Here is an 11,914-nt window from a genome sequence, read left to right as displayed (position 1 = left end):
ACACCTGTTCCCATGCCGAACACAGAAGTTAAGCTCTTGAGCGCCAATGGTAGTTGGGGGCTGTCCCCCTGCGAGAGTAGGACGTTGCTAGGCATATTGTAGAGCACAGTTGATCGTTCAACTGTGCTTTTTTAGATTCTTGATCAAAATATAAGACTGTCTATTCTCATAGGAAAAACACTCTTTTTTCAAAGTAGATAAAGTCCTCTGCAAAATTAAAATTTTGCTCTCGATTGAAACTGTTTGTTGAACAAAGCAGATAACCAAACATAAATTCTAATGGAATATGACAGCTTATGAGAAGTTAGAAATTAGTTAAGCTACTTATTGAAGAAAGTATTTGTCTACAATTTGAACACAGCTAAAAGGCTGTGTTATTTTGTTGTTTAAAAGATTTCAGCTCGTTCACTTTGAACATTTTTGTTGGTTTCGGTAAACTATAATTAATGTGAAGTTGAGAGGACGAAGAAAAATGGAAATAACGGTTGCTTCTTTAGAGGAAACAAACCAATTAGCATTAAAGTTGGCTAATTTACTAGAGGTCCAAGATACGATTACGTTAGAAGGAGATCTTGGTGCTGGAAAGACGACATTTACTCAGTATTTAGCAAAAGGTCTAGGCATTAAGCGTACAGTTAATAGCCCAACTTTCACAATTTTAAAGCAATATGAGGGACGCCTACCCCTCAATCATTTAGATGTCTATCGTTTAGCGGATAGTGATGAAGATCTTGGGTGGGATGAAATTTTTTATGGCGATGCTGTTTCAGTTGTAGAGTGGGCACATCTTATCGAACAGGATCTTCCTGCTGAGCGCTTGGCGATTGAAATTCAGCGTATTGACGAAGATACAAGAAGATTCATATTGAAACCAATCGGAAAACGTTATAAACGATTGTGTGAGGAGCTAATGAAATGATTTGGTTAGGGATAGATACAGCAAATTCTCCTTTGGCAATTGCCATTGTAAAGGATAGGAGGATACTTACAACTGAAGTAACAAATATTAAAGTCAATCATTCTGCAGGTGTGATGCCAGCCATCGAACATATTTTTAAAAAGGTGGATATATCTCCTAAAGAAATCGATGCTATTGCAATAAGTCAAGGACCTGGATCTTATACAGGTGTACGCATAGGGGTGACGATTGCCAAGACCTTATCTTGGACGTTACAAAAGCCATTAGTAGGTGTTTCAAGTTTACAAGTGCTAGCTGCAAATGCTGGACTATACCAAGGTATTGTTTGCTCGGTAATCGATGCTAGACGTCAAAATGTATATGCTGGAGCATATGACACCTCTAATGGACTCGTTCCTATTATTGAAGATGGTCATTACAGTATGGCGGGATTGCTAGCAAAGTTGAAAGAATTAGGACGACCAGTGTTATTTGTTGGACATGATGTAGATAGTTTTTGGGAATTGATCCAACAAGAACTAGGAAAGAATGCGTTGAGAGCACCGTATACTCTTGACCTTCCAAATGCCGCTCAGCTTATTTATCTTGCAGAACAACAAGAGCTACCACCTTTGGATGCTACGCATACTTTTGTTCCAAAATATTGTCGATTAGCAGAAGCTGAAGCAAATTGGTTAAGAGAACAGAAAGGTAAAAAATAGGTGAGCTGATGATTACGTATCGACAAATGACCATTGCTGATGTAGAGGCAGTACATAGTATTGAGGAAGCTGTCTTTGCAACACCTTGGACACTGGATGCTTTTTATCATGAAATGACAACTAATACACAAGCTACGTATATTGTTGCTGTGGACGAAACAGATGCAATTATTGGTTTTTGTGGTATGTGGATTGTGTTAGATGAAAGTCAAATTACGAATGTTGCTGTACTTCCTGCTGGTAGGGGAAAAGGTATTGGTGAAAGTTTGATGCGTGAAGCGATTCATATAGCAAAAGAACGAGGCGTTGTCGTGATGAGCCTAGAAGTTCGTGTAACCAATAGTATTGCACAGAATTTATATCGAAAACTAGGGTTTCAAGAAGGCGGCATTCGTAAGAACTATTATACTGATAACCAAGAGGACGCTCTTGTCATGTGGGTGAATTTATAATGGAAAAAGATCTATATATATTAGGCATTGAAAGTAGTTGTGATGAGACAGCTGCTTCTATTGTAAAAAATGGACATGAGATCGTATCCAATGTGGTTGCATCTCAAATAGAAAGTCATAAACGTTTTGGGGGAGTTGTGCCAGAAATTGCTTCCCGCCATCACGTTGAACAAATAACGATCGTTATTGAAGAAGCATTACAACAAGCAAATATGAAACCAGAAGATTTAGATGCTGTTTGTGTTACAGAAGGTCCAGGACTTGTTGGTGCATTATTAATCGGAGTTAACGCCGCGAAGGCTTTTGCTTTTGCGAACGATCTACCATTAGTCGGTGTACATCATATCGCAGGTCATATTTATGCAAATGCACTAATTCAACCAATGGAATTTCCATTATTGGCTCTAGTTGTATCTGGTGGACATACAGAACTAGTTTTAATGGAGGCTGACGGTCATTTTAAGTTAATCGGAGAAACACGAGATGATGCAGCTGGTGAAGCTTATGATAAAGTTGCACGTGTGTTGAATATTCCGTATCCAGGTGGCCCTAAAATTGATCAATTGGCGCAAGAAAGCGATGCTGCGGTCGATTTTCCACGTGTTTGGTTGGAACATGATTCATATGATTTTAGTTTTAGCGGATTAAAATCAGCCGTTATTAACTATAAACATAATGCCGATCAACGCAGTGAAAAGATTAATCCAATGCATGTGGCCAAGGGATTTCAAGATAGCGTTGTAGAAGTATTGACAGCCAAGACATTGCGAGCCGCACGTGAATTTAAAGTTAAGCAGGTTATTGCCGCAGGTGGTGTTTCTGCCAATAGAGGTTTGCGTACATCATTAGAAAAAACCTTTAAAAAAGAAGGCATTCCTTTTTATGTACCACCATTAAAATTATGTACAGATAATGCGGCAATGATTGCGGCTGCAGGTTCATCCATGTTTAAAGCAGGCAAGCGTAGTGATATGGCATTAAATGGTCGTCCCGGAAAGGAACTAATTTCTTGGAACGATTAGATGATATACAGAAGGGGCTATCGTATTTTAGTCGATAGCCTCTTTTTTTACGTAATAATAAGAAAATTCGAAAATAATCCACATTTTGTGGATAAGCTGTGAATAAAATGTGTACTTACTATATATAGTAGTAAGTTTTACACAGTTTTATGTGCGTAACTCTGGTTAATTCTGTGGATAATGTGGAAAAGTCCTTTAATCCATTGAAATATAAAGATATAAAATGTGTATAAACTTGTGGAGAAAAAAGGGGAAATATTAATTATTGACCAATATATAGACAAGATATTTTGTTATTCGACAAATTATCCTATATAAGCAGTAAACATACATGAGCGATTGCTCCCAATCTGTACATGAAAAGTCCCTTACTCAGAAAAAAGCATGAAGATAGGTAAGGATCAATTACCTGTAAGACAAACTTAACTAACAACTAGTGGAAGACTTCTTCATCTTTCATTAGGTGCAATTTGAAGTGGCAATGATAACGATAAATAAAGGACTGCTCAATAGTGTTTTTAACACTTTTAAGCAGTCCTATTTTAACAGGCGTGTTGATTAGGAAAAAAACAGGTGATAAATTGGACAAAATTCTAAAAAAACATGTATTTTTAGCTCCATTTATGTAGATTGTAGCGAAGGCTTGCTCGACTCACACGGGAAAAGCGAACAGTTGAGACCCCGCAGCGAAGCGATTGAAGGAACGGAATCTAAGAACGCCACGTCCTGTGGCGACGATTCCGTGACCAACATCCTGTTGCCCCCAGCGTTCGCCCGTAGGAAAGCGAGCAAGCCGTAGCGGAAACCAGTGAATACCCTTATATTTTGTGGAGAAAATTGGATAATCAACACGCTTGCTATTTTAAGAAACATTATTCAAATTCCTCAAGTTGTTCATTTAATTCTAGCCATTCTAATTCGACTTCTTCATGCTGTTCTTTTAACGTATCTAATTCTGTTTGGAGAACCATTACCCTTTCGTGGTCTTGGAAAATCTTCGGATCACATAACTGTTCTTCTATTTTTTTTATTTGGCAGTCAAACTCATTTAATGAGCCTTCAATTTCTTCAATACGTCGGCGTAATTTCCGTTCTTTTTTCTTAGCTTCTTTATCAATTTGTGTATTCTTTTGTTTTTTTTCGATAGCTTCTTGAACAGGAGATAACGCGGCCAATTTCTCAGCTTCGATTTCCTCTAGCTCTTTTTTCTTTTCGATATAGTAATCATAATTACCAAGATATTCGGTCGTGCCGATATTTGATAATTCAATGACCTTTGTAGCAATACGATTGATAAAATAACGGTCATGTGACACAAAAAGTAATGTGCCAGGATAGTGAATGAGAGCATTTTCTAAAACTTCTTTGCTATCCAAGTCTAAATGGTTGGTCGGTTCATCAAGGATGAGCAGATTCGATTTTTGAAGCATCAATTTGGCTAATGATAGGCGGGCTTTTTCGCCACCAGATAAATCGTGTACAATTTTACTGACATCTTCGCCTGAGAATAGAAAACGACCAAGGACTGTGCGAATATCTTTTTCACTCATTAATGGCCATTCATCCCAAAGTTCTTTTAAAACCGTTTTATTACTGGTTAACTTGGTGAGCTCTTGGTCGTAATAACCAATTTGTACATTGGTTCCATAGTGTATATTGCCAGCAAATGCTTGTTTATCCTTGATGAGTGTTTTAAGTAATGTAGATTTGCCAACTCCATTTGGTCCAACAAGAGCAATACGATCCTGACGATAGACACGCATTTGAATATTCTTCGATATGATTTTATCTTCATAACCAATGGATAAATGATCAATGGAGAGGACATCATTGCCACTTTGACGTTCAATACCAAAAGTGAAAGTAGCTGATTTCTCATCGCCTTCAGGTGCATCCATCCACTCTGTTTTCTCAAGGACTTTACGACGACTCTGCGCCATTTTGGTTGTAGATGCACGAGCAATATTTTTTTGAATAAAAGACTCTAATTTTGCTTTTTCATCTTGTTGTTTTTCATAGATCTTACGGTCACGTTCATAGTTCTTTGCCTTTTGATTTAAGTAATCACTGTAGTTCCCTGTAAATTTTGTGATATGATGACGAGAAACTTCATAAACAATCGACACTACTTGATCCAAAAAATAACGGTCATGTGATACGATAAGTATAGCTCCATCATAATTTTTTAAAAAGTTTTCTAACCAACTAAGCGTTTCAATATCTAAATGGTTAGTAGGTTCGTCAAGAATTAATAATTCAGGTTTACTTAATAGTAATTTAGCGAGCGCTAGGCGGGTTCTTTGACCACCTGATAGAGACGAAATTTTTTGATCATAGCTCTCAGGATAAAATTGCATGCCATGTAGTATAGATCTTGTATCGGCTTCGTACTGATAACCGCCTTGTTCTTTAAAATTATGTTGAAGTTGGTCGTATTCGGCTGTTATTTTTTGATAAGCTTCTGTATTTTCATATATTGCAGGATCAGCCATTTTTTGTTCTAATTCTCGGAGCTGTCGTTCTTGTTTTTTCAATGGCTCGAAAATTGTCATCATTTCTTCCCAAATAGTAAGGGGAGATTCTAGTCCTGTATGTTGATCTAAGTAACCTAGACGAATATCTTTGGGCATAATAATATCACCGGAATCATACGAAAGTTGTCCGGCGATTATTTTTAATAGTGTTGATTTGCCAGCACCATTGCGACCAACAAGTGCAACACGATCTCGGTGTTGCACTTCAAGTTTAACGCCACTTAAAATTTCATCGGCAATATATGATTTATATAATTGATTGACCTGTAAAACAATCATATTAGACACCTCAGTTCAATCCTAGTTTATAGGAATATACATATGTGTGCAATGGGAATAGCTTTACAGATAACCAATCGTCATGTACTATTGAAAGGATTTCGAATTGATTGTAGGAGGAAATATTGTGAAAGCTACTAACAAAATTCCACAAGCTACTACAAAAAGACTTCCTCTTTACTATCGCTTCATCGTAAACTTTGCTGAGGCAGGACAAGAAAGAATATCTTCTAAAGAACTAAGTGAAGCTATGAAAATCGATTCAGCAACTATTCGACGTGATTTTTCATATTTTGGTGCTCTCGGTAAAAAAGGATATGGTTATGATGTTCAATATTTACTAAATGTTTTTAGACATATATTAGACCAAGATGAACAAATGAATGTAGCGATAATAGGAGTAGGGAACCTCGGTAGTGCTTTACTAAAATATAATTTTCAAAAGAGCCATAATATGAAGATTGTTGTGGCATTTGATACAAGCGGGACTATAGAAGGTAAATATATTAATGATATACCGATTTATCCGCCAGATCTATTAGAGGAGAAATTTGCGGAATATAATGCAGAGCTACCAATCTTGACTGTGCCTGCACGCTCAGCGCAATTCATGACAGATCGACTTGCAGCTATGGGCGTAAAAGGTATATTAAATTTTACACCTGTCAGATTAAATGTACCGGATCATGTCCGGGTCCATACCATTGACCTAACCATCGAATTGCAAACTTTAAGTTATTTCATGCGTAATGATAAAGAATGACGTAAAATATTCACAAATAAGCTTTTAATCGAAATAGCCAAAAATATTTTTATGCGTTAAAATAAAAACATATTATGAGGAGGTGTCTGCAATGGGAATTGGTGCTGGGAGCGCTATTATTATTGGAATAGTTGCCCTACTAATTTTCGGACCGAAGAAACTACCAGAACTAGGAAAAGCAATGGGTTCTACTCTCCGCGAATTTAAAAATGCTACAAAAGGTTTAGCAGATGACGATGATACACCGAAAAAGGTATCTGAATCTACAAAATCTGAAGATAAATAAGTTAGGATGTTAGTTACATGAATAATACTGAACTAACTGTTGTCGAACATATAGAAGAGTTAAGAAAGCGGCTATATATTGTTGCCGTTTTCTTTATAATTGCTGTTATTGGTAGTTTCTTTTTGGCAGAACCATTAATTCATTTCTTACAATTTAGCAATGAAGCCAAAACACTACAACTCCATGCCTTCAAAATAACAGATCCAGTGAAAATCTATTTTCAAGTGATATTTATACTAGCAACGATTATGACTTCACCTGTTATTCTTTATCAATTGTGGGCTTTTATCAGTCCAGGATTATATGTGAGGGAAAGAAGAGCGACATTAAGATATATTCCATACATTGTACTGTTATTTATCGGAGGTATATTATTTTCATACGAGATTCTGTTTCCATATATCATTAATTTTATGGCAAAGATGTCTACTCAATTAGATGTACAGCAAACAATAGGCATTAATGAGTATTTCCAATTTTTAATACAGATTACTTTACCTTTTGGGATTGTATTTGAATTACCTATGGTTGTATTGTTTTTAACACGATTAGGCATTATAACACCACAAATGTTAAAAAAAGTACGTAAATATGCATACTTTATCTTATTGGTCGTAGCGGATCTGATTACACCAACAGATGTAGTGTCATTATTTATTGTAGCGATCCCTCTATGTATTTTGTATGAGATTAGCATCATTATTTCTCGTATTGGATATCGAAAATATTTAAAAGCTGAACAACAACGTCAAATGGAACTTGTCGTAAGTTCCGTAGAAGAAAATCCTTCTATCAAATGAGATAGAAGGACTTTTTTATTTTGTGAAGAATATAATATTATCTGCTCTCTTCCATCATTGAAGTTGTTGCAGCTGCTTTAAAAATTCTTCAATCGGTTTTTGGTAGAATTGAACAACTGTGACAAATCCATTTAACATCATATGAGCGATGATCGATGTGATGATTCGTTTTGTTTTATAGTAGAGAAATGCGAATATAAAACCTGAGATCGCATATATTATGATGTGCGAAAAGTCTAGATGAATAAGCGCAAAAACGATCGAACTAACTAAAGCCGCAACCCAAAAATTAGTAGTTTGTACAAGTGAACCGAATATCACGCGTCGGAACACAAATTCTTCCAAAATCGGTCCGAAAAATGCAATAGCAATGACCGCTATTGGCGCAACATTCGCTATTGATAGGAGGTCAGCTGTATTTTCGGAGCCTTGTTTAATACCTAAGGCATTTTCAATCATGGCACCAATCGATTGACCAACAAATACCATAAAGAAACCAATGATTCCCCACAAAATGGATACAGGAATAGAAGATTTGCTGCCCTTATAAATTTTCCAAAAGTTTGGATCACGGGAGACCAATATAAGCGAAAGAATAAGCGCAATGCCCATGCTGATGAAAATATACCATCCTTGAGATGTTAAAATAAGCTCATTTTTGCTCAGCTCTGGATGTTGCTCTTGGATAAAGCGGAATAACGGACGCAACAATAGAAAAGAAGACAGTTGCATCACAATGTAAATCAATAAAATATACAATGCTGTTTTTTTGGATTTCAAAATCAGAACCCTCTCTAATACTTAATTTTCTTCATTGTAAATTATAAAAGAATAAAAACAAAATTTTTTATGCTTCTTACTTGCAAAAAGAAATAGAATTCATTAATATAATAATTGTGTTAGCACTCAATAAGAAAGAGTGCTAATAAAATAAAACTATACTCATTCATAATTCTAGGAGGTTGTTTCAATTGTTAAAACCATTAGGTGATCGTATCATTATCGAAGTTGTCGAAGCTGAAGAAAAAACTGCATCCGGTATCGTATTACCAGACTCTGCAAAAGAGAAACCTCAAGAAGGTAAAGTTGTTGCAGTTGGTACTGGGTTCTTGACTGATGGTGGAAATATAGTTCCACTTAATGTAAAAGAAGGAGACAACATCATCTTCTCTAAATACGCAGGCACAGAAGTGAAATATGAAGGAAAAGACTTCTTGATCCTTCGCGAATCAGACGTTTTAGCAATCGTTGAATAATAAATCAAAAGCTTAAATGAAAAGTTTATGAAAAGATAGAAAAATATTAGGAGGTTTTTTAAAATGGCAAAAGATATTCGTTTTAGTGAAGACGCTCGTAGCGCTATGTTAAAAGGTGTAGACAAACTAGCTAACGCAGTAAAAGTAACATTAGGACCTAAAGGACGTAACGTTGTTCTTGAAAAGAAATTCGGTTCTCCATTAATCACAAACGATGGTGTAACAATCGCTAAAGAAATCGAACTAGAAGATCCATACGAAAACATGGGTGCAAAACTTGTTTCAGAAGTTGCATCTAAAACAAACGAAATCGCTGGTGACGGTACTACTACTGCAACAGTTTTAGCTCAAGCAATGATTCGTGAAGGCTTGAAAAACGTTACAGCTGGTGCTAATCCTGTTGGTATTCGTAAAGGTATTGACAAAGCAGTTGGTGTAGCGATCAATGAATTAAAATCAATCTCAAAACCAGTAGAAAACAAAGAATCAATCGCACAAGTAGCAGCTATTTCTTCAGCTGATGAAGAAGTCGGCGAATTAATCGCAGAAGCTATGGAACGTGTTGGTAACGATGGCGTTATCACAATTGAAGAGTCTAAAGGATTCAACACAGAATTAGATGTAGTAGAAGGTATGCAATTTGACCGTGGCTACCTATCTCATTATATGGTAACTGATACAGATAAAATGGAAGCTGTTTTAGACAATCCATACATCTTAATCACAGATAAAAAAATCTCTAACATTCAAGAAATCCTTCCAGTACTTGAACAAGTTGTTCAACAAAGCAAACCATTATTAATCATTGCTGAAGATGTAGAAGGCGAAGCATTAACAACATTAATCTTAAACAAACTTCGTGGTACATTTAATGTTGTAGCTGTTAAAGCTCCAGGCTTTGGTGACCGTCGTAAAGCAATGCTAGAAGATATCGCCATTTTAACTGGTGGTAAACTAATCACTGAAGAAATTGGGTTAGATTTAAAACAAGCAAATGTCGATATGCTTGGTCATGCAGGTAAAGTTGTTGTAACAAAAGATCATACAACAGTTGTTGAAGGTTCAGGCAGAAAAGATGATATCGATGCTCGTGTTGCTCAAATCCGTGCTCAATACGAAGAATCTACTTCTGAATTCGATAAAGAAAAATTACAAGAACGTCTTGCTAAGCTTGCAGGTGGCGTAGCTGTTATCAAAGTTGGTGCTGCAACTGAAACAGAATTAAAAGAACGCAAACTACGTATTGAAGATGCTCTTAACTCTACTCGTGCAGCAGTAGAAGAAGGTATTGTTGCTGGTGGTGGTACTGCACTAGTAAGTGTATACAACAAAGTATCAGAAGTTGGCGAAGCTGAAATTGGCGATGTCAAAACTGGTGTGAAAATCGTATTACGTGCACTTGAAGAACCAGTTCGTCAAATCGCAGACAATGCAGGTCTTGAAGGTTCAATCATCGTTGATCGCTTAAAACGTGAAGAAGTTGGTACAGGCTTCAACGCAGCAAACGGTGAATGGGTAAACATGATCGATGCAGGTATCGTTGACCCAACAAAAGTAACTCGTTCAGCTCTACAAAATGCAGCATCTGTAGCAGCTCTATTCTTAACAACAGAAGCAGTTGTTGCTGATATTCCAGAACCAACTCCTGCTGCAATGCCTCAAGACATCGGCGGCATGGGCGGTATGATGTAATAAACCGTTCAAACCCTTGATATTATTGGGTTTGTATGTAAGGTGAAAGTGATTTGCTAACATTTTGCTAACATAGAGGATTAGAATCGAGGCTTCTCATAAGTTGAGCAAACTTTTGGGAAGCTTCTTTTTTCATTTCTTGGGTTACATATATTGGAACTTCTAGAATGGAAACTGCAAAAAAAAGTGCCATAAAGGTTAATGCTACCTTGGCTTTTACAGATTATGAGGAATTAGCTAAATCTAAAGATGTTGACTTGGTAGTAGTTAGTATAAAAGTTCCTTCCCACTACGAAGCTTGTATAGCAGCCATTGGGGAAAATAAACATCTCTACTGTGAATGGCCTTTAGGTGTAGATACTGTACAAGCTAAAGAGTTGGAAAATTTATCTAATCAAAAGAATATCAACCATGCTATTGGCTTACAAGCTAGGCAATCCCCAGAAGTTAATTATTTAAAGCAAGCGATAGAGAAGGGGGAAATAGGGAAAGTACTATCCTGTACTATGCAAGTAGCAACTCAATCTAAGGGGAGAATAACCGACCAAAGAAGCGCGTATCTACTAAAAAAAGAGAATGGGGCTAACTTACTTACCATTCATGGAGGACATTCTCTCGATGTTCTTTGCTATATTCTAGATGATTTTAAAGAATTAACAGCTACTATGAATATAAATTATACAGAAGCGATTATAAAAGAAACTGGAACTAAAACACCTAAAAATACAGCTGATCAAATATTAATACATGGAACACTCGTTGATGGTACTTCAGCATCTGTTCATATTCAAGCTGGAGTATATCCAAATTTCCATTTAGAAATTAGAGGGGAAAAGGGTATTTTTCGTTTAACACAAAATAATTCTTCAGGTCATGTTCAATTTGGTAATCTCAAAGTCGAAAAGATTACACATCCTAATTATGCAGCCTTAAATACTGAAACAGATGATGTTTACTCTGAAGAAGTAAAAGTATCCTCAGTAAAAGACGGTAGTCCAAGAAGATATGTTGAACGCGCTTATAATATTCTAGCGAAAGATATATTTGGACATAAAAGTAAAATTCCTAATTTTAATGATGCTGTTAAACTTCATCAATTGTTAGATGCAGTTAGAGAATCTGCAAAGAGAGGTAAAAGAATTGTCTTAACAAATTAAGTAATAACAAAACAATAATGATCGGCCCTATTATGGAATAAAATAATTCCCCT

12 protein-coding genes and 1 rRNA gene are annotated in these 11,914 nt (G+C 36.2%); 11 read left to right on the top strand and 2 right to left on the bottom strand.

Features of this window, described 5'->3' with window-relative positions; genetic code table 11:
* From rrf to tsaD, 5 genes are all read left to right on the top strand, one after another.
* Window positions 1-93, top strand: a 5S ribosomal RNA gene (rrf, locus tag FEU33_RS18125); the annotation flags it as partial.
* Between the two features lie 379 nt (window positions 94-472).
* Entirely contained in the window at window positions 473-919 is a 447-nt protein-coding gene (gene tsaE / locus FEU33_RS18120) for a tRNA (adenosine(37)-N6)-threonylcarbamoyltransferase complex ATPase subunit type 1 TsaE (RefSeq protein ID WP_146550871.1), read from the top strand.
* A complete protein-coding gene (tsaB, locus tag FEU33_RS18115; RefSeq protein ID WP_146550870.1) occupies window positions 916-1,620 on the top strand; it encodes a tRNA (adenosine(37)-N6)-threonylcarbamoyltransferase complex dimerization subunit type 1 TsaB in 705 nt (234 codons plus the stop codon). The genes tsaE and tsaB overlap by 4 nt, the downstream gene beginning before the upstream one ends.
* Before the next feature lie 8 nt (window positions 1,621-1,628).
* Window positions 1,629-2,072: a ribosomal protein S18-alanine N-acetyltransferase gene (gene rimI, locus FEU33_RS18110; protein WP_146550869.1), complete on the top strand. Its 444-nt coding sequence runs from the start codon at window positions 1,629-1,631 to the stop codon at window positions 2,070-2,072.
* A complete protein-coding gene (gene tsaD, locus FEU33_RS18105; RefSeq protein WP_146550868.1) occupies window positions 2,072-3,094 on the top strand; it encodes a tRNA (adenosine(37)-N6)-threonylcarbamoyltransferase complex transferase subunit TsaD in 1,023 nt (340 codons plus the stop codon). Before rimI ends, tsaD begins: the two co-directional genes overlap by 1 nt.
* 872 nt (window positions 3,095-3,966) lie before the next feature.
* Here the strand turns inward: tsaD and FEU33_RS18100 are convergent.
* Window positions 3,967-5,907 (bottom strand): ABC-F family ATP-binding cassette domain-containing protein, encoded by a 1,941-nt coding sequence (locus FEU33_RS18100; RefSeq protein WP_146550879.1) that lies wholly within the window; start codon window positions 5,905-5,907, stop codon window positions 3,967-3,969.
* A gap of 127 nt (window positions 5,908-6,034) precedes the next feature.
* Here FEU33_RS18100 and FEU33_RS18095 point away from each other — a divergent pair, with 127 nt between their 5' ends.
* The 3 genes from FEU33_RS18095 to tatC all read left to right on the top strand — a co-directional run bounded on the left by FEU33_RS18095 (window position 6,035) and on the right by tatC (window position 7,756).
* Window positions 6,035-6,670, top strand: a complete 636-nt coding sequence (locus tag FEU33_RS18095) for a redox-sensing transcriptional repressor Rex (protein ID WP_146550867.1) — start codon at window positions 6,035-6,037, stop codon at window positions 6,668-6,670.
* Between the two features lie 91 nt (window positions 6,671-6,761).
* Window positions 6,762-6,956: a twin-arginine translocase TatA/TatE family subunit gene (locus FEU33_RS18090; protein WP_146550866.1), complete on the top strand. Its 195-nt coding sequence runs from the start codon at window positions 6,762-6,764 to the stop codon at window positions 6,954-6,956.
* Window positions 6,957-6,973: 17 nt separating this feature from the next.
* On the top strand, window positions 6,974-7,756 hold the full coding sequence (gene tatC / locus FEU33_RS18085) for a twin-arginine translocase subunit TatC (RefSeq protein WP_146550865.1): 783 nt from the start codon (window positions 6,974-6,976) through the stop codon (window positions 7,754-7,756).
* Window positions 7,757-7,810: 54 nt separating this feature from the next.
* Here tatC and FEU33_RS18080 read toward each other — a convergent pair whose 3' ends face one another.
* Window positions 7,811-8,536 carry a CPBP family intramembrane glutamic endopeptidase gene (locus FEU33_RS18080; RefSeq protein WP_243881355.1) on the bottom strand — a complete coding sequence of 242 codons (726 nt, stop codon included), beginning with the start codon at window positions 8,534-8,536 and terminating at the stop codon, window positions 7,811-7,813.
* Window positions 8,537-8,727: 191 nt separating this feature from the next.
* Between FEU33_RS18080 and groES the strand changes: the two genes are divergently transcribed.
* The 3 genes from groES to FEU33_RS18065 all read left to right on the top strand — a co-directional run bounded on the left by groES (window position 8,728) and on the right by FEU33_RS18065 (window position 11,861).
* A complete protein-coding gene (gene groES / locus FEU33_RS18075; RefSeq protein WP_146550864.1) occupies window positions 8,728-9,012 on the top strand; it encodes a co-chaperone GroES in 285 nt (94 codons plus the stop codon).
* Between the two features lie 63 nt (window positions 9,013-9,075).
* Window positions 9,076-10,704, top strand: a complete 1,629-nt coding sequence (gene groL, locus FEU33_RS18070) for a chaperonin GroEL (protein ID WP_146550863.1) — start codon at window positions 9,076-9,078, stop codon at window positions 10,702-10,704.
* Between the two features lie 134 nt (window positions 10,705-10,838).
* Window positions 10,839-11,861 (top strand): Gfo/Idh/MocA family protein, encoded by a 1,023-nt coding sequence (locus FEU33_RS18065; protein WP_342355275.1) that lies wholly within the window; start codon window positions 10,839-10,841, stop codon window positions 11,859-11,861.
* Window positions 11,862-11,914: the final 53 nt, after the last annotated feature.

Origin of the sequence: Rummeliibacillus suwonensis (assembly GCF_007896435.1) — a bacterium.
GTDB classification, from domain to species: Bacteria; Bacillota; Bacilli; order Bacillales_A; family Planococcaceae; genus Rummeliibacillus; species Rummeliibacillus suwonensis.
This window is presented reverse-complemented; position numbering and strand designations above follow the sequence as displayed.

What these genes read in the sequence shown, in the direction of transcription:
- FEU33_RS18090 (WP_146550866.1), top strand. Translation starts at nt 6,762, where the DNA reads ATGGGAATTGGTGCTGGGAGCGCTATTATTATTGGAATAGTTGCCCTA.
- rimI (WP_146550869.1), top strand. Translation starts at nt 1,629, where the DNA reads ATGATTACGTATCGACAAATGACCATTGCTGATGTAGAGGCAGTACAT.
- FEU33_RS18100 (WP_146550879.1), bottom strand. Translation starts at nt 5,907, where the DNA reads ATGATTGTTTTACAGGTCAATCAATTATATAAATCATATATTGCCGAT.
- tsaE (WP_146550871.1), top strand. Translation starts at nt 473, where the DNA reads ATGGAAATAACGGTTGCTTCTTTAGAGGAAACAAACCAATTAGCATTA.
- tsaB (WP_146550870.1), top strand. Translation starts at nt 916, where the DNA reads ATGATTTGGTTAGGGATAGATACAGCAAATTCTCCTTTGGCAATTGCC.
- tatC (WP_146550865.1), top strand. Translation starts at nt 6,974, where the DNA reads ATGAATAATACTGAACTAACTGTTGTCGAACATATAGAAGAGTTAAGA.
- groL (WP_146550863.1), top strand. Translation starts at nt 9,076, where the DNA reads ATGGCAAAAGATATTCGTTTTAGTGAAGACGCTCGTAGCGCTATGTTA.
- tsaD (WP_146550868.1), top strand. Translation starts at nt 2,072, where the DNA reads ATGGAAAAAGATCTATATATATTAGGCATTGAAAGTAGTTGTGATGAG.